The sequence below is a fragment of the Eikenella corrodens genome, assembly GCF_003990355.1.
In the GTDB taxonomy this organism is placed as follows: domain Bacteria; phylum Pseudomonadota; class Gammaproteobacteria; order Burkholderiales; family Neisseriaceae; genus Eikenella; species Eikenella corrodens_B.
Genome location: NZ_CP034670.1, coordinates 1,683,265 through 1,704,720, shown reverse-complemented (window position 1 = coordinate 1,704,720; position 21,456 = coordinate 1,683,265). Strand labels below are relative to the sequence as shown.

The following is a 21,456-nucleotide window of genomic DNA, read 5'->3' as shown; positions in this document are numbered from 1 at the left end:
TTTAAGGGGGAATGATGATGAAACAACGGAATTTTGCGGCTGCCGCCTGCGTTGCGCTGTTGGCCGGCTGTTTGGGCAGCAATGTGCTGCTGGGCTTGGGCGTTGCCGGCCGCCATCTGGGCGTGGGTACGGGTTTGAGTATTCCGGTGGGCAGCCGGAATAACGGCAGCAATGTGCAGGATTTGGGCGGTTTGCGTATTATCGAAGAGCAGGTGGTTACGTATTTCGATGCGCAGGGTAAGGCGGTGCCAAACGAAGTGAAGGGCGGCTACTACCGCCAGCTGCTGAGCCGCCAGGGCAGGGGTTATTTGGTGCAGGATTTTTACGAAAGCGGGCAGAAGCGCAGCGATGCCATGCTGCTCACCCGCGAGAGCCTGTATGATTTCCGCGCCCATCCGCAAAACGGGGTGCTCACCACTTATGCCATCAACGGCAATATTCTGTATCAGCAGAATTTTAGAGACGGTAAGATGGTGTCGGCTTCGTATTGAGTATTTGTTTATATAAGTGTTAACTTGGTAAGTTTTAATTTTATGGATAAAGGAAATTAGGAGAGTATCATGACCGCCACCCAACAACGCGCCCAACTGCACCGCCAAATCTGGAAAATCGCCGACGAAGTACGCGGTGCGGTGGATGGCTGGGACTTTAAACAATACGTTCTTGGCACACTTTTCTACCGCTTTATCAGCGAAAACTTCACCGACCATATGCAGGCCGGCGACAGCAGTATTGATTACGCCGCCATGCCGGACAGCATCATCACGCCCGAAATCAAAGACGATGCTGTCAAAGTCAAAGGTTATTTCATCTACCCCAGCCAGCTTTTTTGCAATATTGCCGCCGAAGCCCATCAAAATGAAGAGCTTAACACCAAGCTGAAAGAAATTTTTACCGCGATTGAAAGCTCCGCCTCCGGCTATCTGTCCGAACAAGACATTAAAGGCCTGTTTGACGACTTCGACACCACCAGCAGCCGGCTCGGCAGCACAGTTGCCGACAAGAACAAACGCCTTGCCGCCGTCCTCAAAGGCGTGGCGGAACTCGATTTTGGCAATTTTGAAGACCACCACATCGACCTTTTCGGCGATGCCTACGAATACCTGATTTCCAACTACGCTGCCAACGCAGGCAAATCCGGCGGCGAATTTTTCACCCCGCAAAACGTATCCAAACTGATTGCGCGGCTGGCGGTGCACGGACAGGAGAAAGTCAACAAAATCTATGACCCCGCCTGCGGCTCGGGCAGCCTGCTCTTGCAGGCGAAAAAACAGTTTGACGAGCACATCATCGAAGAAGGCTTTTTCGGGCAGGAAATCAACCACACCACCTACAACCTCGCCCGCATGAACATGTTCCTGCACAACATCAATTACAACCAATTCCACATCGAATTGGGCGACACACTGACCAACCCCAAGCTCAAAGACGGCAAACCCTTTGATGCCATCGTCTCCAATCCGCCTTATTCCATCAACTGGATAGGCAGCGACGACCCCACCTTAATCAATGACGACCGCTTTGCCCCCGCAGGCGTACTCGCCCCGAAATCCAAAGCCGATTTTGCCTTCATCCTGCACGCACTGAACTACCTTTCCGGCAGAGGCCGCGCCGCCATCGTCTCATTCCCCGGCATTTTCTATCGCGGCGGTGCAGAGCAGAAAATCCGCCAATATCTGGTGGAGGGCAACTACGTGGAAACCGTGATTGCCCTTGCACCCAATCTCTTTTACGGCACCAGCATCGCCGTCAATATCCTGGTTTTGTCCAAACACAAAGACAATACCGACATCCAATTTATCGACGCAAGCGGCTTCTTTAAAAAAGAAACCAACAACAACGTCTTAACCGAAGAACATATTGCCGAAATCGTCAAACTCTTCGCCGATAAAGCCGATGTGCCGCATATCGCCCAAAACGCTGCCCAGCAAACCGTCAAAGACAACGGCTACAACCTCGCCGTCAGCAGCTACGTCGAAGCCGAAGACACTCGCGAAATCATCGACATCAAACAGCTCAACGCCGAAATCAGCGAAACCGTTGCCAAAATCGAACGGCTGCGCCGCGAGATAGATGACGTCATTGCGGAGATAGAGGCATGAGCATCATCCTTTACACCGCCAACGACGGCACCGCCCAATTCGCCTTGCAAGAATTTGACGAACAATTGTGGCTGACCCAGGCAGATTTGGCGGAGCTGTACCAAATTACACCGCAAGGCATCACGCAGCATATCCGAGCTGTTTATCGGGAAGGAGAATTAACAGAAGAGGCAACTTGTAAGAAATCCTTACAAGTTCAAACAGAGGGCGGCAGAACCATCAGACGGCAGCGCAAATACTATTCCCTGCCCATGATTATTGCCGTCGGCTACCGCGTCCGTTCCGCGCGCGGCACCCAATTCCGCCAATGGGCAACGGAACGGCTGGACGAATATCTGACCAAAGGCTTTGCCATAGACGACGAACGCCTGAAAGGCACAGGCGGCGGCGACTATTGGAAAGAACTGCTCAACCGCATTCGCGACATTCGCAGCAGCGAAAAAGCCCTATACCGGCAAGTGCTTGATTTATACGCCACCAGCCAAGACTACAACCCCAAAAGCAGCGAAAGCCAAACCTTTTTTGCCGCCGTTCAAAACAAACTGCACTATGCCGCCAGCCGGCAAACCGCAGCCGAACTGATATACAGCCGTGCCGACAGCAGCAAAGACTTTATGGGGCTGACCACCTTTCAAGGCGCAATCCCCACCCTGAATGAAGCCAAAATCGCCAAAAACTACCTGACCGAAGACGAACTGTTCCGCCTGAACCGTCTGGTTTCCGCCTTCTTCGACCTGGCGGAAATCAAAGCGCAGGAGCAAAGCCCCATGTATATGCGCGACTGGATAGCCGAATTGGACAAATTTTCCGGGCTGTACGGCCAAGGCACATTACAGGGTGCAGGCAGCATCAGCCGCAAACAGGCAGAGCAGAAAGCCGAACGCGAATACCGCGCCTATGAAGCGCGCATCCTGTCGCCGGTGGAGCAAGCCTATCTGGAAAGCGTTAAAGCGTTGGAAAAAACAGCCGTGCAACAGCTTAAACAGAAAAAAGACGGCAAAAAATAACCCTGATTCAGGCTACCTGAAAAAGCAGCCTGCACACCATTTCAGGCAGCCTGAAAGCAGGACGGGCTTCAGCCCGTAGAAACAACAGCAAACGGACATAGCGGGCTGAAACCCACCCCACAACCGCCCCACATCCCGCCGCAGCGGGAAAGAAACGGAAAACAACCATGGATATGCAAAGCAAAGCGAAAAAATTGATTGAGATGATTCAGACGGCACCGGTGGAGTGGAAGCCGTTGGGGGAGGTTGTACCCATCTCAAGAGGTAAAAGATTGGTTCGCAGCCAGCTACAAGATAGTGGACAGTACCCTGTGTATCAAAATAGTTTGCAACCGTTAGGATTTTACGACGACCAGAATTGCAGGGCATATATGACTTTTGTGATTGCAGCAGGAGCAGCAGGTGAAATCGGTTTTAGCGATATTGAATTTTGGGCAGCCGATGATTGTTATTACTTTGACTGCCCCAAAGAAATATTGCATGACAAATTTTTATATTATTTTCTTCTTTCAGAAAGACACCAATTAACAAGCCAAATTAGAAAAGCAAGCGTTCCAAGACTTGGGCGGGGCTCAATCGAAAAAATCAAAATCCCCATCCCGTCTCTGGAAATTCAGCAAAAAATTGTAAAAATTCTTGACAAATTTACCGAGCTGGAAGCTACGCTGGAAGCAGAATTAGCCCTGCGCAAACGCCAATACCGGTATTACCGCGACTTTATTTTAGATTTTGACAATCAAATCGGGGGGGGGATAGTTGATAGCTATAAACGCCGTCTGAAAGATGTGGTTTGGAAGACGTTGGGGGAGGTGGTAAACATTAAGAATGGGAAAGATTGGAAAAATTTTAGCTCTGGCGATATTCCTGTATATGGCTCAGGCGGCGTAATGGGATATGTGGATACGTTTGCATATGATAAACCTAGTGTTTTGATTCCAAGAAAAGGGTCTATCACAAATATTTTTTATATGGATTTCCCTTTTTGGAATGTTGATACTATCTATTACACAGAAATAGACACCAGTAAATTGAAGCCGAAATTTTTCTACTATTTTATGAGAACGATTGATTTAATGGCATTGGATACAGGTTCAGGAAGGCCAAGCCTTACACAGACAATCTTAAATAAGATTAAAATCCCCATCCCCCCACTCCCCGAACAAGAAAAAATCGTCGCCATCCTAGACAAATTCGATACCCTGACCCACTCCATCAGCGAAGGCCTGCCGCACGAAATCGCCCTGCGCCGAAAACAATACGAATATTACCGCGAACAGCTGCTTGCCTTCCCCAAGGCTGCCTGAAAAAGCAGCCTGCACGTTTTCAGGTAGCCTGTCCCAAAGACCGTTTAACCGTATCCGACCTTGCAAAGAGACAACCCCATGAACCTCGAAACCAAACCCATCGCCGAAACGCCGAATTTTATCGTGCTCGACCAATATGAAAAAATCGAACAGTCGAGCAGCTACCAATCGGAAAATCAGTTGGAAGCGGAGTTAATCGCCGATTTGCAGAATCAGGGGTACGAATACCGCAAGGATTTGAACAGCCAGAGCAGGCTGCTGGAAAACCTGCGTGCGCAGTTGCAGCGGCTGAACGATGTGGCGTTTTCAGACGGCGAATGGGCGCGGTTTTTGACGGAATATCTGGACAGGCCGTCTGAAAACATTACCGATAAAACCCGCAAAATCCACGACGACCATATTTACGATTTCGCTTTTGATGACGGCCGTCTGAAAAACATTTATCTGCTGGACAAGAAAAACCTTGCCCGCAACCATGTGCAGGTTATCAACCAGTTTGAGCAGACGGGCACACATGCAAACCGCTATGACGTTACCGTGTTGGTAAACGGCCTGCCGCTGGTGCAGATTGAATTGAAAAAGCGCGGTGTGGCGGTGCGTGAAGCATTCAATCAGGTGCACCGTTACAGCAAAGAGAGCTTCAACAGCGAAAATTCGCTGTTTAAATTCCTGCAAATCTTCGTGATTTCCAACGGCACGGACACACGCTATTTCGCCAACACCACCAAGCGCGACAAAAACAGCTTCGATTTCACGATGAATTGGGCGCGGTCGGACAATAATCCGATTAAGGATTTGAAAGACTTTACCGCCACGTTCCTGCAGAAAAGCGTATTGCTGAGCGTTTTGCTGCATTACAGCGTGTTCGATGCGAATGATACGCTGCTGATTATGCGGCCTTATCAGATTGCCGCCGCCGAACGCATTTTGTGGAAAATCAACAGTTCGGCGCAGGCAAAGAATTGGAACAAACCGGAAAGCGGCGGCTATATCTGGCACACCACGGGCAGCGGCAAAACGCTGACCAGCTTTAAGGCGGCACGTTTGGCGACGGAATCGGCGTTTATCGACAAGGTTTTCTTCGTGGTGGACAGGAAGGATTTGGACTATCAGACGATGAAGGAATACCAGCGTTTTTCGCCCGACAGCGTAAACGGTTCGGAAAGCACGGCGGGCTTGAAACGCAATTTGGAAAAAGACGACAACAAAATCATCGTTACCACCATTCAAAAGCTGAACAACCTGATGAAGAGTGAAGATAATCTGCCGGTTTACCATCAGCAGGTTGTATTTATTTTCGACGAATGCCACCGCGCGCAATTCGGCGAAGCGCAAAAAAACCTGAAAAAGAAATTCAAGAAATTCTGCCAGTTCGGCTTTACCGGTACGCCGATTTTTCCTGAAAACGCTTTGGGCGCGGAAACCACGGCGGGCGTGTTCGGGCGGGAGTTGCATTCTTATGTGATTACCGATGCCATCCGCGATGAAAAAGTATTGAAATTCAAAGTGGATTACAACGATGTGCGCCCGCAGTTCAAAGCCGTGGAAGCGGAACAAGACGAGAAGAAACTGAGTGCCGCCGAAAACCGCCAAGCCCTGCTGCACCCTGAACGCATCCGCGAAATCACGCAATATATCCTGAACCAGTTCAGGCAGAAAACGCACCGGCTGAATGCGGGCGGCAAAGGCTTTAACGCCATGTTTGCCGTCAGTAGCGTGGATGCGGCGAAGTGCTATTACGAAGCGTTCAAAACACAACAGGCAGGCAGCCTGCACCCGTTGAAAGTGGCTACTATTTTTTCCTTTGCTGCCAACGAAGAGCAAAATGCCGTCGGTGAAATTGTCGATGAAACCTTTGAACCGGAAGCGATGGACAGCAGCGCGAAAGAATTTTTGCAGGCTGCCATCAACGATTACAACGCCTGTTTCAAAACCAATTTCGGCACGGACAGCAAAGCCTTTCAGAACTACTACCGCGATTTGGCAAAACGGGTGAAAAACCAGGAAGTGGATTTGCTGATTGTGGTCGGCATGTTTTTGACGGGTTTTGACGCGCCGACGCTGAACACGCTGTTCGTCGATAAAAATCTGCGCTATCACGGCCTGATGCAGGCGTTTTCGCGCACCAACCGCATTTATGATGCCACCAAAACCTTCGGCAACATTGTCTGCTTCCGCAATTTGGAGCAGGCAACCGTTGATGCGATTACCCTGTTTGGCGACAAAAACACCAAAAACGTGGTGCTGGAAAAAAGCTACGAAGAATACATGAACGGCTATACCGACAGCCAGACCGGCGAAGCGCGGCGCGGCTATTTGGATGTGGCAAAAGAATTGCGCGAACGTTTCCCCTATCCCGACAAAATCGAAACGGAAAAAGACAAAAAAGATTTTGCCAAGCTCTTCGGTGAATACCTGCGGGCGGAAAACGTATTGCAGAACTACGATGAATTTGCCGCCCTGCGCGAGTTGCAGAATGTGGATGCGGCGGACGAAGATGCTATGAAGGCGTTTCAGGAAAAATACTACCTGAGCGATGAAGATGTGCAGGAAATGCGGAAAGTGCCGATGCCGTCTGAAAGGGCAGTGCAGGACTACCGTTCCGCCTACAACGACATCCGCGACTGGCTGCGCCGCCAAAAAGCAGGCGAACAGAAAGAGCAATCAAAAATCGATTGGGACGATGTGGTTTTTGAGGTGGATTTGCTCAAATCGCAGGAAATCAATCTGGATTACATCTTGCAACTGGTTTTCGAGCATCACAAAAAAATCAAAGGCAAAGCGGAGCTGGTGGAAGAAATCCGCCGCATCATCCGCGCCAGCATCGGCCACCGAGCCAAAGAGAGCCTGATTGTAGATTTCATCAACGATACGGATTTGGACAAAGTGCCCGACGTTCCCACTATACTGGAAACCTTTTACACATACGCGCAAGAAGTGATGAGGCGCGAAGCCGCAGAGCTGATTACCGCCGAAGGCCTGAACGAAACCGCCGCCAAACGCTATTTGACCGGCTCGCTCAAACGCGGCTATGCCAGCGAAAACGGTACGGAACTGACCGAAGCCCTGCCGAAAATGAGCCCGCTCAACCCGCAGTATTTGACGAAGAAACAAAGTGTTTTTCAGAAGATTTCGGCATTTGTGGAGAAATTTAGGGGAGTGGGAGATGGTGTGTGAATTTAGAACTTCTTGCTAAAATCGGCAATAGAAATAAGAAAGTATTTATGCTGCTGTCGTTTTAGGAATAATTTCCTGTTTCCCAAAAATAACAGTAGAAACCTGGTTTGCTATAATCTGCCCGATTTTTTGCCGCTTCGGCGGCTGGCAACCCAACAGATAGAAGGACTTTGAAATGTGCGGTATTGTGGGCGCGGTACGCGCCAAGCAGAATGTGGTGGATTTCCTCACCGACGGCCTGAAGCGGCTGGAGTATCGGGGCTATGATTCTTCCGGTATCGCGGTGGGCACGGAGCAGGGCGTGATCGAGCGCGTGCGCCGCGTGGGTCGCGTACAGCTGATGGAAGACGCAGCCAAGGCAGCCGGCCTGTGCGGCCACATAGGCATCGGCCACACCCGCTGGGCCACGCACGGCGGCGTAACCGAGCCCAATGCGCATCCGCATATTTCAGGTAGCCTGATTGCGGTGGTGCACAACGGCATCATCGAAAATTTCGAAGAAGAGCGTGCCCGCCTGCAAGGCTTGGGTTATGTGTTTGAATCGCAAACCGATACGGAAGTGATTGCCCACAGCGTACACCACGAGTACACCGCCAACGGGCATCAGCTGTTTGCCGCCGTGCAAACTGCTTGTGCGCGTTTCCACGGCGCGTATGCCATTGCCGTGATGGCGCAGGATAAACCGGCAGAATTGGTGGTGGCACGCATGGGCTGCCCGCTGCTGGTGGCCTTGGGCGAGGGCGAAACCTTTGCCGCATCAGACGTTTCTGCCGTGGTGGCTTTCACGCGCCGCATTGTGTATCTGCAAGACGGCGACATTGCCGAATTGGGCAGCGAAGGCATCCGCCGCCTCGTCGATCGCAGCGGGCAGGAAGCCAAACGCGAAGTACGCGTGTCCGAGCTGTCGCTCACCTCGCTGGAGCTGGGCCCCTACAGCCACTTCATGCAGAAGGAAATTCACGAACAGCCCAAGGCAATTGCCGACACCGCCGAAGTCTTCCTCGGCGGCGGCTTCGAGCCGGAAAACTTCGGTGCCAAAGCGCGGGAAGTGTTCGAGCATATCCGCAGCATCAAAATCTTGGCCTGCGGCACTTCCTACTACGCCGCGCTCACCGCCAAATACTGGCTGGAAGCCATCGGCAGGGTGCCGACCGATGTGGAAATCGCCAGCGAATACCGCTACCGCGACGTGATTGCCAGCCCCGACCAGCTGGTGATTACCGTATCCCAGTCCGGCGAAACGCTGGACACCATGGAAGCCCTGAAATACGCACAATCGCTGGGGCAGAAGCACAGCCTTTCCGTGTGCAACGTGATGGAATCGGCTCTGCCGCGCGAGAGCGAACTGGTGCTCTACACTCGCGCCGGCGTGGAAATCGGCGTAGCTTCCACCAAAGCCTTTACCACCCAGCTGGTGGTGTTGTTCGGGCTGGCGGTTACCCTGGGCAAAATGCGCGGCCACGTTTCCGAGCAGCAGACGCAGTCTTATATGGAAGAGTTGCGCCAGCTGCCCGGCAGCATCCAACACGCGCTCAACCTCGAGCCGCAGATTGCCGCCTGGGCGCACAAATTCGCCGAGAAAAACAGCGCCCTGTTTTTAGGGCGAGGCATCCACTATCCCGTGGCCTTGGAAGGCGCGCTGAAACTGAAAGAAATCACCTATATCCACGCCGAAGCATACCCCGCCGGCGAGCTCAAACACGGCCCCTTGGCGCTGGTGGATGCGAATATGCCCGTGGTGGTGATTGCGCCGAACGACAGCCTGCTGGATAAAGTGAAGGCCAATATGCAGGAAGTGGGTGCGCGCGGCGGCGAGTTGTTTGTGTTTACCGATTTGGACAGCAACTTCCAGCCCAGCACCAATGTGCACATCATCCGCACCCCGCGCCACGTGGGCGTGCTCTCGCCGATTGTGCACACCATCCCCGTACAGCTTTTGGCCTACCACGCCGCCTTAGTGCGCGGCACGGATGTGGACAAACCGCGTAATCTGGCTAAATCGGTAACAGTGGAATAGCGCGGCTGGAATGGAAAAAGGCTACCTGAAAGTTTTGGGCTTTCAGGTAGCCTTTGGTTTGGGGTAAATATAAGTTGGGTTGGGATGGCTGTACCAACTAGTGGTAAAGGTATAGTGGATCAAATTTAAATCAGGACAAGGCGGCGAGCCGCAGACAGTACACACGTTACGGCAAGGCGAGACAACGCTGTACTGGTTTAAATTTAATCCACTATATAATTTCCTGGTTAGCAGCGACAGGATAAGTTGGCACGAATAGGTATAGCGGATTAAATCTAAACTAGAAAGGCTACCTGAAACGAGCTTTGCAATTTCTGCGCAGCTTATTTTCAGGTAGCCTTTTTGCCGTATGCCTCTATTCGGCGGCGGTTTCGTCGTCTTCCGGGGTGATTTCAGTCAGCACCAGCTGGCGTTGCTGCTCGGCCTGCTCGGGTTTGTCCATTTCGTCAAACACTTTGGCCAGCACCAGGCGTGCCTGCGGGGTGGCTTGGGCTTGCAGGCTGGCTTCGAGGTAGCCTTGGGCTTTGCCCCACAGTTGTTTGGCGTAGGCCATTTGGCCGAGATGCAGCAGCAGGGCGGCATCTTGCGGGGCGTCGTGCAGCCAGCCTTCCACGGTGTCCATGATTTTCTGCTGTTCGCGCGGGCTCAGGTAGCGGGCGGCTTCAATCATGGGCGGCAGGAGCCGGGCGTTGCGGTGTTTGGGATAGTGGGTTTTCACCCATTTCACCACGCGGGGATACTGGCCGATTTGCAGCATTTTTTCGGCAATCGGGGCGCAGAGTTCGCCTTCCTGCATTTCTTTGGGAATGCGGCCGAGGCAGGCTTTAAGCGCGGGATAGTCGGTGGCGAGGGCGAGGAGTTCGCGCCAGGCCCATTCGCGGTATTGGGCGGCTTCGGCGGCGTTGAGGGCGGAAGCTTTTTCCAGCTTGGCGACGCGGTCGAGCACTTCTAGGGGGTTGTTTTGCTCGAACATATAGCGCAGCTGCAGGCGCACCAGGCGGGTGAGCTTGGGGTTGATGGCGGCAGCGGCGGCTAGGGCGGCTTCGGCGGCGGGATAGTCCTGCCGGTTGAGCGCGGATTCGGCTTCGAGCAGGTGGCGCGAGAGCTGGGCTTTATGCGGCAGCTGGGCGATTTCTTTCAGGTAGCCTTCGCGCTTGGCATCGTCGCCCATTTGGTCGGCACTGTGCACGGCGAGCATCAGGGCGAGAGTGCGGTTGTGGCCGGCTTCTTTGTTTTCCAGCACTTTGGCGGCTTCTTGCTCGGCGTGTTGGAATTTGCCTTCGAAGTAGGCGAGGCCGGCTTTGTTGAGCGCGATTTCGGCATGATGTGCCTGGCGGCTGCGGCCGAAGCGGCGCATGCGGCCGGGAATGTTGATGATGCCGTTAATCAGGCGCAGCAGCAGATAAAGCAGCACCACGAACACGATCATGGCGCCCACAAACAAATGCAGGTTGACCGCAATCTGGGTTTGGGTTTGATCGATAACGATATACACGTTGCCGCTGTAATGCTGCGCAACAATGGTGAGGCCGACGGCGGCGGCAAACAGCACAATAATCCAAATCAGGCCTTTCATGATTCAATCCCCTTGCGAGCGGCGGAAGCCTGAGCCGGCGCAGGAAGCGCGGGGGCGGAGGCTGCCGGCGTAGGCTGGCTGGCCGGCGCGGGCACGGAAACGGGCGCGGCAGGCTGCGAAGCGGCGGCTTCGGAAGCGGTTTCAGGCTGGCCGAGCATTTCGCCTTGGCGCTGCTGGCGGTAGTCGGCGATGGCTTTCAGGCTGGCCGAGAGACTGTCGCCCACGTTGCCGCTACCCGGCTGGATGGCTTTGAGCTGGGCAATTTCGCGCAGCCAGGATTGGGCAGCGGGAGTGGCGGCGTCAAAGTATTGGCGCACGGCGTTTTCCGAGGCGGCCAGGTCGTTTTGGTAGATGTCGTTTTGGCGCTGCATCAGAGCCACGCGGGCGGAGAGCAGGTGCAGGCGCAGGTTTTCGCGCACATAAAATGCCTGTTCGGGCGACATCAGGAGCGCATCGGTGCTATTGAGGCGGCGGATTTCCACCATGCCTTTGAGGCCGCCGAGGGTGCGGTTCCAGGCTTGGCGCCACCACGGATCATTCGGCGAAACGACAGCGGGTGCGGCGGCCTGCGGCGGGCGCAGGCTGGAATCGGCCAAGAGCGGCAGTGCGCCTACGGCGGCTTCCAGGCGGCTCAAGCGCAGCGTGGCATTGGCGGTGTCGGTGAAGGGGCGCTGGCGCAGTTTGGCCAAGTCGGCGCTAACGGCCTGTTTCAAAGGCAGCAGCTGCGGCTGCTCGAAACGCGCCAAACGGGCATCCATCCCTTCGAGCACGGCCACGGCGGCGGGTACGTTGTCGGCAATCACCAGCTGCTGGCCGGCCAGGTTGAGTGCGGCCTCGGCTTCGTCCACCACCCAGTCGCTGCGGGTTTTCAGCAGCTCTTGCAGGGCGCGGTTGTTGGCGGCGGCTTCGGCCTGCTGGGTTTGCATATCGCTTTGCAGCTGCTTGATTAGGGCTTCGTTGTCTTGCAGCTTGCGGCCGGCATCGGCCAACAGGGCGGCGTTTTGCGATTCGCCCAAGGCAGCCTGATTGATTTTTTGATCGAACTGGATTTCCTGGCGTTTGAGCAGGTTTTGTCCCTGCACAAACAAAAAGCCGCTGGCACCCAGGCCGAGCACGGCCAGTACGAGGGCAAACGTGCCCAAACCTTTGCCGCCGGATTTAACAACCACCGGTGCAACAGGGCTGGCCGGGGCGGGAGCGGGAGGCTGGGGGGTGGGTACGGATTCGTTTTCCGGTTGGCTCATGCTATTCCTTTCATAGTATTCAATCGGTTGTGAGGCTACCTGAAAGCCGGTGCGGCGTTTGCACACATTGGAAATTCAATTTTCAGGTAGCCTGAGTGAGGTGTTGCCGTTCGGCAATTAAAGCGTTTTCCAGCTCTGCAGCCGAACTGAGCAGGCGGATGCGTGCCGCGCCGGCTTGGCTCAGTGCCTCGGCAATGCGCGGATGATGGGCGAAGTATAGCAAGGATTGCAGCTGTCGGGTTAGGCTTGCAGGTGCCGCGGCAAACAGCAGGCGCACTTGTTCGACGGAAGTAATCCACGCGGCGGCGGGCTGTGCGGCGGTAAACAGCACCCAATCGGGCGCGAGCGGCTGGCGTTGGTAAATATCGGCACAGGCTACCTGAAAGCCGCGTTGGCACAGGCTTTCGGGCAACAGGTTGCGGCCGTGTGCGCCGCGCACGATCAAGATGTTTGCGCCGGGGTTCAGCGTGCGCCACAGGGGCAGGGCGAGCACGGCTTCGCTGTCGTGGCCGCCGTCGGGGGCAACAACGTGGGCAAACCCGGCCTGCCTCAAGGCTTTGGCCGTGCCGCTGCCTACGGCGATTTGCGGTTGCGGCAGGCTGGCAATGAGGCTGCCTGAAAAAATGGGCAGATTGGATTGGGTATTCGGCAGAAGGCTGCTCGGTTCGTTTTCAGGTAGCCCGGTGCTTGTGGCGGAGTGGCTACCCGAAAGCAGCGGCAGGGCGGTTTCCACGGCGGTGGGGCTGATCCAAACGGCGGCTGCGGCCTGCTGCAACTGTGCGGGCAATCCGGCCAGCGCGTTTGCTTCGGGTTGAATATGGATGAGCGGGAAGGGCACGGGCTGCCAGCCGGTGCGGCGGCACAGGGCGGCATCGGCGGGAATGCGGTTGGCGGGGCGGATGATGAGCAAGGCAGGCGGGTTGTGCATCGGTGAAGATGGGGTCGGGAATGGTTGGTTTGATGTTTTCGCTTTGTATGGTGGACTATAGTGGATTAACAAAAATCAGGACAAGGCGACGAGCCGCAGACAGTACAGATAGTACGGTAAGGCGAGGCAACGCTGTACAGGTTTTTGTTAATTCACTATAAAATCGCCGTGCTGCAGCATTGACCAGCTTGGGCGTATGGCCTTGTACGCCCTACGGCTCGCCGCCTGGCATTATTAATCCACTATTAAGAAGCCCGGCTTTGGCGGTGCGGAAACCTTTTTCAGGTAGCCATGATGCAATGGCAGAAGGCTACCTGAAAAATGGATGAGGCATTTGCCGTATACCGGAAAAATCGCTGAAAACCTTAGGCGGGGTTTCAGCGATTTTATCATTCCATCCGCTCTTCCGCTTGGCTGCTTCAGCGGCAAAACGGTTCGGCAGGTTTCGTCAGCGTGCGGGGATGGTGCCCAGGCGGCGGGTGAGGGAGGTGTTCGGCTCGCCCAGCAGGCTGGCGTAGTAGGTGGTGTTGGCCATGACGCGTTTGACGTAGTCGCGGGTTTCGTCAAACGGGATGGTTTCGGCATACACTGCGCCTTCGAGCGCGGTGGCGGCCTGCCAGTTGCGGGCGCGGCCGGGGCCGGCGTTGTAGCCGGCGGTGGCGAGCACTTCGCTGCCCAGGCGGTTGCGGCCGTCGCCCAGATACCAAATGCCCATGCGGATGTTGCCTTCGATGGTGTGTAGTTCGGCAGGATCCATGCCGATTTTGCCGGCAATTTCGCGGGCGGTGGCGGGCATCACCTGCATCAGGCCGGTGGCGCCCACGCGGGAGCGCACGCCGATCATGAAGCGGCTCTCCTGGCGGATGATGCCGTAGGCCCAGGCGGGGTCGATATTGGCTTGGGCGGCGTAGCGGGTAACGCTGTCGCGGAAGGGGGAGATATAGCGCAGGTTGTAGTTGATTTGGCTGTGGGTCTTGTCGGCGGCATAAATACCCATCTCGTAGAAGCCGGTATCGTGGGCGAGCTTGGCGGCGGCGAGCAGGGCGGGTTCGTTAAAGCCGTCCACGGCATAGCGCCACTCGGCCTGCGCCTGTTTGCGCATGTCCCAATCGCCGCTGCGCTGGGAGGCGCGGAATAGGCTGAGGGCGCGGGAAATTGCGCCGTCGGCGGCCACTTGGCCGGTTTGGCTGCTGCCGGGTTCGGCGGCGGTGTTGTGGGTATTCACTTGGCCGCCGAGGGCTTCGGTGGCGAGCATGGCGTAGAAGTTGCGGCCGGAGGCGGCGGCCTGGCGGTAGTACTGCTGGGCTCGGGCGGAATCGCCGTTGGCGGCCAGGCTGCGGGCAAGCCAGTATTGCCAGGCGGGATCGGCGCGCAGGGTGTCGGGCATGGCTTCGATGATGTTTTGCAGATCGCTCCAGCGGCCGAGGCGCAGGGCGCTGCGGGCATACCATTCCCAGTGTTCTTTGCCCAGCTGGCTTCGGTCGGCGCGGTTGAAGGCGTCGAGCGCGGCAGGGAAGCGTTGGTTCAACGCGTAGTGGTGGCCGAGCACGGCCCAGGCAAAGCCGGTTTGGGCCGGGCTGAGGCTGGCGGAGAGGCTTTGTAGGCGTTGGGCGGCATCGGCCTGTTTGCGGGCATTTTGGCCGATTACGCTGTGCAACAGGGCTTCACGGCCGCCTTGGCTGTCGGGTGTGGCGCTGGTGAGCGGCTCGGGCAAGGGGGAGCCCAGGGCGGCGGCCAAGCGGCGGGCATCGCTGATTTGGTTGTTGGCCAGCAAGCCGCGCACGCGCCGCCAAGCAGCATCGGCCGGTAATCTGCCTTGCGTGGCGAGCTGTTCGAGCAGGCGGTTACAGCCTTCTGGCTGGCGGCCGAGTTCGGCCAGCACTTCTTGGGCGGCGTTTTGGTTTTCCTGTCCGGCCAGTGCGGCATAGCAGCGGGTTTCCTTATCGCGGTTGGCGGGTTTCAGGTAGCCGTATTGCCGGGCGAACTCTTGCCATTGGCCACTGCGGCCGAGCTGTTTGAGCCACTGGTTGCGCAGGCTGTTGGCCATGGCGCTGGGCTGGGCTTGGGCGAGGAATTGGGCGGCCTGGCCGGCATCGCCTTGTTTGAGCGCGGCTTGGGCGGATTGGAAGAGTTGGTAGTCGGCCAATACTTTTTCTTCAGAATCGCTGCGGCCGCCGCCGGGCAGTTGGATGGCGGCGGCGCTGCTGTCTGTATTGATGGGCTCGACCGGGGTTTCGGTTTGGCTGGAGCAGGCGGCGAGCAGGCCGGCGGCGAGGAGGGGGAGGCTGTGTTGATAGACGGTTTTTTTCATGCTTGATGTCGGCTTTGGATAATTCGGAACGGCCTAAGGCTACCTGAAAGCGGCGGGGCAATGAAGCGGCAGGCGCAAACAGACGGCGGGTTTTACTGCTTTTTACTTGTGTGCCGGGTTTCAGCCAGCCGGTTGTTCGGTAGGGTGTAGGAAATCGTCGCGTTGTTTACACCACAGGTTGAGAAAAGTAAGCCTGCAACACCTCAAACGGCGTATCGCCGCCCAGATTACCGTGCGGCTTCACTGTGTTATAGAAGTTCACAAATCGGTACAACTCCTTTTACCGGTGTTCCGGACTGTCAAACGACTGTTTCTCATGCCACATCTCCATCAGGGTGCGGATAACCCGTTCCGCCTTACCGTTGGTCTGCGGACGGGCAACCCGGGTAAACTTCTGACCAATCCCGTTCTCATAACAGGCCACACCGAAAGCATGGTTGGCCGAGCCTTTGTATTCCGTACCGTTGTCGGAGTAAACGCACTCGATCAGGTAGGGGCAGGGAACAATCAGGTGTCCGGTCAGAAACTTGGCGGCACTGTCTGCGGTTTTGTTCGGCAAAATGGCGGCGTATAGCTCCCTTGAAAAATCGTCGATGGCGACAAACAGGTCATCCCGCTTATCGGTGGCTTTCTGACCTTTGGGCAGCGGCAGCCGTTTGGTATCGAGATGCACCGGCTCTCCGGGGTAGGATTTATTGTAGCGTTTGGCCTGCTTTTTAAGCTTTTCCCGAATGCTGCGTTCTACCTTGGCCAGGCGTTTCATTCCGTACTTTGCCTGTTTGAAACGGTTGTTTGTGCATGTTCATGTTTCAGTATTCTCCTGGAAATACTGTAAACAACGCTACTGGTTTCTACACCTTGTTTCCCAAGTTAGCCATTATCCGCAGCCGTTTCAGGCTGCCTTCGGGGCGCAACGCGTGGGCAGCGAGTGCCCACCACCCTACAAACGCATCCGCCATACACACATACACATTAGTACAGGCACGCGCCATACCGATTTTTACGGGGCGAACGTATACCCAAGGGTTTTCAGGCTGCCTTCGGACACAGGAAACATAAAGCTAATGCCCGCACAACCTTGCTACAAATCCGATTCCCCGCCAAACATCTTTTCTGCCAAGGCTTTTGCTTTTTTCAAACCTTCCGGGGTGAGATAGGCGGATTTGGCTTTGCCCCAAGGCTGGCTGATTAGGCCTTGTTCGTGCAGGCTATTGAGCAGGTCAAAATCGTAGCCTTTCCAAAAGCGGCCTTCTTCAAATTCCAATGCGCCGATTAGGGCAAGCAGGGCGTTTTCCAGTTTTTGGCGGTTATAGGACATAGATCGGAGCTTTCTTGATTTGGATTGATGGGGTTGGGATGTGGAAGGATGCCGTGCCGATTCGGTAACGGCAGCACCCGCGTGCGTGCGTACCGCACACACCCTACACCTTAATCTTAAGGTTTGCGTCGCCCGTAGGTAGGGTGTGTGGCGCAGCCACGCACGCGGTTGGTGGGAATACAGGCTACGGCTTGCCTTGTCTATGCATTTTTTCAGGTAGCCTTTAAGAGGGCTACCTGAAAAGTGTTGGGTTTATCAACCCAACCTACGCTTGCTAATGCAATGCAGACATTTAATCAGCAACAAAAATAATGAAAGACAATGTCTTATTTTTTGGTAATAAAGTTAAATCACTAAGTTCAGTAGAAAATGGTAAGCCATATTTCTTAATATAATCTGAACTATATTGAAATAGAGAATATGTATTACTTGATATGCTTAAAAACAGATTGTCTTCTATAATTTGAAGACAATCATCATCGTCATCATTAACTGACAAATGCAGAAAAGCGTTCTTACATTTTTTATTCATATTTAAGTAAATTTCACCAATAAAAGAATTATTGGAATTTAGTACTTCATCTAAAAACAATGGAGTACAGTGCAAGGTTATGGAGTGATATGCTAGATTTATTTCAATATATACCATAGTGTCAGCAACATTTTTTCAATAGTACATGAACATTTTTTGTAACAGTAAAATTTTTACCGTTAGCTTTTGATACCAAAAATTCAAAACGAACATGAGATACATTAGATACGATAGGCATACCCATTCCATGAGTACCTATATAGTCATCTGGTTTTAATCTAAACTGCCTTAATCCATCTAGACTTCTCCATTTTCCTAGCTCAACTTTTATAAAATCTGCACCTAAAAATTTTATATTTATAGTACATAAAAGTTGGCTTACTCATGCTGCAAAATATTCACCAGCTGCCCAAACGGATCGCGCACAAAAAAGCGGCGCACGCCCCAAGGTTCAGTAGTCGGCCCATATTCAGGCGTGAAACCAGCATGCTGCATCCGCTCTAATAATTCGTCCAGATTATCCACCTCAATAGACAAATCAGGCACAGGCATGCCAGAACCGCCTTCACTGGCAAAACTGACCTGCACAGACATAGTCGTATCCTGTCCGTAGGTCTGTATCCACCCATGATCCATCAGCAATTCCAGTCCAAGCAAGTCATGGTAGAAAGCCTTTGCTGCGGCGGGTTGGGTTGCGTTTATATTGGCCACAATGCGTTTAACGCCCATGCTCAATCCTTATTTTAAAGCGGCTGAATAATCAGATAGCAATATTCAATATGAGTTTTAGGCTACCTGAAACCCACTTTCAGGCAGCCTGCACTTTTCTAATTACAGCTTCTCTCTAACCCAGCCTTCTGCCGAATCCAGCATCGTGCCGACTTGGGAAGCATCCGTCCCCCCAGCCTGTGCCAAATCCGGTCGGCCGCCGCCTTTGCCGCCGACTTGTTCGGCTGCAAATTTGACCAAATCGCCGGCTTTCACCTTTCCTGTCAGGGCTTTGGATACGCCGGCGCACAGGGAGACTTTGCCGTCGTTTACTGCCGCCAAAAGAATCACGGCGTTGTCGGATTTGCCGGTTAAATCGGTAACGATTTCGCGCAGGGCGGCTGCGTCGGCTTCGATTTGGGCGGCGACGAGTTTGGCGGCGCCCAAGTCTTTTGCATCGTCCAAGAGTTTGGCGCCTGCGTGGACGGCAAGTTCGGCTTTGGCTTTTGCCAACTCTTTTTCCAAGGCTTTGGCGTTTGCGGCGTTGGCTTGGATTTTGGCAAGTACGTCTTTTTCGGTTTGGGCTTTGACTTCGGCGATGATGTTTTTCATCAGGCTTTCTTGGTTTTGCGCCCATGCCAGAGCGGCAAGGCCGGTGATGGCTTCTACGCGGCGGATGCCTGCGGCGATGCCGCCTTCGCTGATGATTTTGAAGAAACCGATGTCGCCGGTGCGGGCGACGTGGGTGCCGCCGCACAGTTCGGTGGAGTAGTCGCCCATGGTGATGACGCGGACGAAGTCGCCGTATTTTTCGCCGAAGAGCATGACTGCGCCTGATTTTTGCGCGTCTTCAATGGACATGGTTTCCACTTTGACGGGCACGTTGGCGATAATCGCGGCATTGACGCGGCGTTCGACTTCGGCGATTTCTTCCGCGCTGATGCCTTGCGGGTGGGAGATGTCGAATCGGGTCAGCTCGGCGTTTTGCAGGCTGCCTTTTTGTTCGACGTGCGTGCCCAAAACATCGCGCAGGGCTTTGTGCATCAAGTGGGTAACGCTGTGATTGCGCATGATGCTGTTGCGGATGTCGTTGTCGATTTCGGCGGATACGGCATCGCCCACTTTCAGACGACCTGAAACGACTGCGCCGAATTGTCCGTGTACGGCGGCTTTGATTTTCTGCGTGTCTTCGACGCGGAAGCGGTTTTCGCCTGCGAAAATAAAGCCTACGTCGCCGACTTGGCCGCCGCTTTCGGCGTAGAACGGCGTGTGATCCAGCACGACAATGCCGTTTTCGCCTGCGTTCAATTCGTTTACAGCTTCGCCGTCGCGGTAGAGTGCGAGTACGGCGGCGTCGAGGCTGCGTTTGTCGTAGCCGTGGAACTGGGTGTCGGCGCCGTCGTAGGCGACTTGGGCGTTAGCTTTGAAGTTTTGCGCGGCGCGGGCGCGGGCGCGTTGGGCTTCCATTTCGCGCTCGAAGCCTTCTTCGTCCAGCTCGATGCCGAGTTCGCGCGCCATGTCGGCGGTCAAATCATACGGGAAGCCGTAGGTGTCGTAGAGTTTGAAGATGTGTTCGCCCGACATAATCAGCTTGCTGTTGGCGATATTGTTTTTCAGGTAGCCTTGCAGGGCTTCGCCGTAAGCGCGGTGGGCTTCGGTTTTTTCTTTGGTAATCACGTCTTCCATATTAAAGGCGAAACTTTCGTTCAGGCTGCCTGAAACCTGCGGGCGCACCACGATTTGTTTGCCGTTGCCCGCGTTGCGCGAAACCACGGTAAACGCTACACCGTCTGCGCTGGTCAATCGCAATGGTTCGCCCACGCCGTCCATCGGCAACAGGCTTTCCAATTTGGCGAACTGCATCGCGTCCCACACTTGGTTAAACAAGCCCATACCTTTTTCCAGCGTTTCGCCGAAGCGGCTTTCTTCCGCGCGCAGGGCTTCCATAATCTGCGTCTGCTTCTCTTTCAACTCAGGATACGCATCGCCCATTGCTTTGACCAAATCGGGCACAAGTTTGTAGAAAAACGCCTGTTTCTGACCGAGTTTGTAACCGTGGCGCACGGCGCGGCGGATGATGCGGCGCAGTACATAGCCTCGTCCTTCGTTGGACGGCATCACGCCGTCGGCAATCAGGAAGGAGCAGGAGCGGATGTGGTCGGCAACGACTTTCAGGCTCGGCTCGTCCATGCTGAACGGCGCGCCGGTTTCGCGGGCGACGGCTTTGAGCAGGTCTTGGAACAGGTCGATTTCGTAGTTGCTGTGCACGCCCTGCATCACCGCGGCCATGCGCTCCAAGCCCATGCCGGTATCGACGGACGGCTTGGGCAGCGGGTTCATATTGCCTTGCTCGTCGCGGTTGAACTGCATGAACACACAGTTCCAAATTTCAATCCAGCGGTCGCCGTCTTCTTCGGGGCTGCCCGGAATGCCGCCCCAAATCTCTTCACCGTGGTCGTAGAAAATCTCGGTGCAGGGGCCGCAGGGGCCGGTGTCGCCCATCTGCCAAAAGTTGTCGGAAGCGTAGCGGCTGCCTTTGTTGTCGCCGATGCGGACGATGCGCTCGGCAGGCACGCCGATAACATCGTGCCAGATGTTGTAGGCTTCGTCGTCTTCGGCATACACGGTTACCAGCAGTTTTTCTTTGGGAATGTTGAGCCATTCGGGCGAAGTGAGAAATTCCCACGCGAACGGAATGACTTCTTTTTTGAAGTAGTCGCCAAACGAGAAATTGCCCATCATTTCGAAGAAGGTGTGGTGGCGGGCGGTGTAGCCCACGTTTTCCAAATCGTTGTGCTTGCCGCCTGCGCGCACGCATTTTTGCGCGGTAGTGGCGCGGTTGTAGGCGCGTTTGTCAAAGCCGAGGAACACGTCTTTAAACTGGTTCATACCGGCGTTGGTAAACAGCAGCGTCGGATCGTCGTGCGGCACGAGGCTGGAAGAGCGGACGATGGTGTGGCCTTTGGATTCGAAGAATTTTAGGAATTTTTGGCGTAGTTCGGAGGTTTTCATGGCGTTTCGGTGTCTTTCAAAATAATGATTCGGGCGGCTGGCGCGCTTAACAAAAATTGGGCGTGATTTTACTGCATATTGCAGGTGGCTGCCTACTTGCGCGGTGGATGAAAGGGCAGGATTTTCAGGTAGCCTTTCGCTTGCAGGCTACCTGAAAATTGGCAATATGCTTTTAGGTAGCCTTATTCGCTGTAGCCAAGGCTGCCTGAAAAACACCTGC

The 21,456-nt window shown here is 54.6% G+C and carries 13 protein-coding genes and 2 pseudogenes; 7 read left to right on the top strand and 8 right to left on the bottom strand.

Annotated features, from left to right (window positions below; translation table 11 throughout):
* The first annotated feature begins 11 nt into the window (after nucleotides 1–11).
* The 7 genes and pseudogenes from ELB75_RS08610 to ELB75_RS13270 form a co-directional block, all read left to right on the top strand.
* Nucleotides 12–491 (top strand): NemA protein, encoded by a 480-nt coding sequence (locus tag ELB75_RS08610; RefSeq protein ID WP_126983571.1) that lies wholly within the window; start codon nucleotides 12–14, stop codon nucleotides 489–491.
* Between the two features lie 69 nt (nucleotides 492–560).
* A complete protein-coding gene (locus ELB75_RS08605) occupies nucleotides 561–2,102 on the top strand; it encodes a type I restriction-modification system subunit M (protein WP_164726861.1) in 1,542 nt (513 codons plus the stop codon).
* Nucleotides 2,099–3,109: a virulence RhuM family protein gene (locus tag ELB75_RS08600; protein WP_126983569.1), complete on the top strand. Its 1,011-nt coding sequence runs from the start codon at nucleotides 2,099–2,101 to the stop codon at nucleotides 3,107–3,109. Before ELB75_RS08605 ends, ELB75_RS08600 begins: the two co-directional genes overlap by 4 nt.
* 167 nt (nucleotides 3,110–3,276) lie before the next feature.
* Nucleotides 3,277–4,413 carry a restriction endonuclease subunit S gene (locus ELB75_RS08595; RefSeq protein ID WP_126983568.1) on the top strand — a complete coding sequence of 379 codons (1,137 nt, stop codon included), beginning with the start codon at nucleotides 3,277–3,279 and terminating at the stop codon, nucleotides 4,411–4,413.
* A gap of 78 nt (nucleotides 4,414–4,491) precedes the next feature.
* A complete protein-coding gene (locus tag ELB75_RS08590) occupies nucleotides 4,492–7,590 on the top strand; it encodes a type I restriction endonuclease subunit R (protein WP_126983567.1) in 3,099 nt (1,032 codons plus the stop codon).
* A gap of 175 nt (nucleotides 7,591–7,765) precedes the next feature.
* Entirely contained in the window at nucleotides 7,766–9,607 is a 1,842-nt protein-coding gene (glmS, locus tag ELB75_RS08585; RefSeq protein WP_126983566.1) for a glutamine--fructose-6-phosphate transaminase (isomerizing), read from the top strand.
* Nucleotides 9,608–9,714: 107 nt separating this feature from the next.
* Nucleotides 9,715–9,824, top strand: a pseudogene (locus tag ELB75_RS13270) (IS5/IS1182 family transposase); the annotation flags it as partial.
* Between the two features lie 138 nt (nucleotides 9,825–9,962).
* Here the strand turns inward: ELB75_RS13270 and ELB75_RS08575 are convergent.
* The 8 genes and pseudogenes from ELB75_RS08575 to alaS all read right to left on the bottom strand — a co-directional run bounded on the left by ELB75_RS08575 (nucleotide 9,963) and on the right by alaS (nucleotide 21,236).
* Nucleotides 9,963–11,183, bottom strand: coding sequence for a heme biosynthesis HemY N-terminal domain-containing protein (locus ELB75_RS08575; RefSeq protein WP_126983565.1), 1,221 nt, complete (start codon nucleotides 11,181–11,183; stop codon nucleotides 9,963–9,965).
* The gene (locus tag ELB75_RS08570; RefSeq protein ID WP_126983564.1) at nucleotides 11,180–12,427 is read right to left on the bottom strand and encodes a uroporphyrinogen-III C-methyltransferase; all 1,248 of its coding nucleotides are present in this window, start codon (nucleotides 12,425–12,427) and stop codon (nucleotides 11,180–11,182) included. Before ELB75_RS08570 ends, ELB75_RS08575 begins: the two co-directional genes overlap by 4 nt.
* An 82-nt stretch (nucleotides 12,428–12,509) precedes the next feature.
* Nucleotides 12,510–13,355: a uroporphyrinogen-III synthase gene (locus ELB75_RS08565; RefSeq protein ID WP_126983563.1), complete on the bottom strand. Its 846-nt coding sequence runs from the start codon at nucleotides 13,353–13,355 to the stop codon at nucleotides 12,510–12,512.
* A 448-nt stretch (nucleotides 13,356–13,803) separates the two neighbouring features.
* The gene (locus tag ELB75_RS08560; protein WP_126983562.1) at nucleotides 13,804–15,666 is read right to left on the bottom strand and encodes a lytic transglycosylase domain-containing protein; all 1,863 of its coding nucleotides are present in this window, start codon (nucleotides 15,664–15,666) and stop codon (nucleotides 13,804–13,806) included.
* 92 nt (nucleotides 15,667–15,758) lie between these two features.
* Nucleotides 15,759–16,468: pseudogene (locus ELB75_RS08555) on the bottom strand (integrase core domain-containing protein); the annotation flags it as partial.
* 279 nt (nucleotides 16,469–16,747) lie between these two features.
* On the bottom strand, nucleotides 16,748–16,984 hold the full coding sequence (locus ELB75_RS08550; protein WP_126983561.1) for a DUF6429 family protein: 237 nt from the start codon (nucleotides 16,982–16,984) through the stop codon (nucleotides 16,748–16,750).
* Nucleotides 16,985–17,894: 910 nt separating this feature from the next.
* Nucleotides 17,895–18,245, bottom strand: a complete 351-nt coding sequence (locus tag ELB75_RS08545; RefSeq protein WP_003821768.1) for a VOC family protein — start codon at nucleotides 18,243–18,245, stop codon at nucleotides 17,895–17,897.
* Nucleotides 18,246–18,347: 102 nt separating this feature from the next.
* Entirely contained in the window at nucleotides 18,348–21,236 is a 2,889-nt protein-coding gene (gene alaS / locus ELB75_RS08540) for an alanine--tRNA ligase (RefSeq protein ID WP_126983560.1), read from the bottom strand.
* Between the last annotated feature and the right edge of the window lie 220 nt (nucleotides 21,237–21,456).

Excerpts from the sequence above, each read along its gene's own strand:
- ELB75_RS08595 (WP_126983568.1), top strand. The coding sequence starts at position 3,277 with ATGGATATGCAAAGCAAAGCGAAAAAATTGATTGAGATGATTCAGACG.
- ELB75_RS08560 (WP_126983562.1), bottom strand. The coding sequence starts at position 15,666 with ATGAAAAAAACCGTCTATCAACACAGCCTCCCCCTCCTCGCCGCCGGC.
- alaS (WP_126983560.1), bottom strand. The coding sequence starts at position 21,236 with ATGAAAACCTCCGAACTACGCCAAAAATTCCTAAAATTCTTCGAATCC.
- ELB75_RS08570 (WP_126983564.1), bottom strand. The coding sequence starts at position 12,427 with ATGAGCCAACCGGAAAACGAATCCGTACCCACCCCCCAGCCTCCCGCT.
- ELB75_RS08605 (WP_164726861.1), top strand. The coding sequence starts at position 561 with ATGACCGCCACCCAACAACGCGCCCAACTGCACCGCCAAATCTGGAAA.
- glmS (WP_126983566.1), top strand. The coding sequence starts at position 7,766 with ATGTGCGGTATTGTGGGCGCGGTACGCGCCAAGCAGAATGTGGTGGAT.
- ELB75_RS08575 (WP_126983565.1), bottom strand. The coding sequence starts at position 11,183 with ATGAAAGGCCTGATTTGGATTATTGTGCTGTTTGCCGCCGCCGTCGGC.
- ELB75_RS08600 (WP_126983569.1), top strand. The coding sequence starts at position 2,099 with ATGAGCATCATCCTTTACACCGCCAACGACGGCACCGCCCAATTCGCC.
- ELB75_RS08610 (WP_126983571.1), top strand. The coding sequence starts at position 12 with ATGATGATGAAACAACGGAATTTTGCGGCTGCCGCCTGCGTTGCGCTG.
- ELB75_RS08565 (WP_126983563.1), bottom strand. The coding sequence starts at position 13,355 with ATGCACAACCCGCCTGCCTTGCTCATCATCCGCCCCGCCAACCGCATT.
- ELB75_RS08590 (WP_126983567.1), top strand. The coding sequence starts at position 4,492 with ATGAACCTCGAAACCAAACCCATCGCCGAAACGCCGAATTTTATCGTG.
- ELB75_RS08545 (WP_003821768.1), bottom strand. The coding sequence starts at position 18,245 with ATGGGCGTTAAACGCATTGTGGCCAATATAAACGCAACCCAACCCGCC.
- ELB75_RS08550 (WP_126983561.1), bottom strand. The coding sequence starts at position 16,984 with ATGTCCTATAACCGCCAAAAACTGGAAAACGCCCTGCTTGCCCTAATC.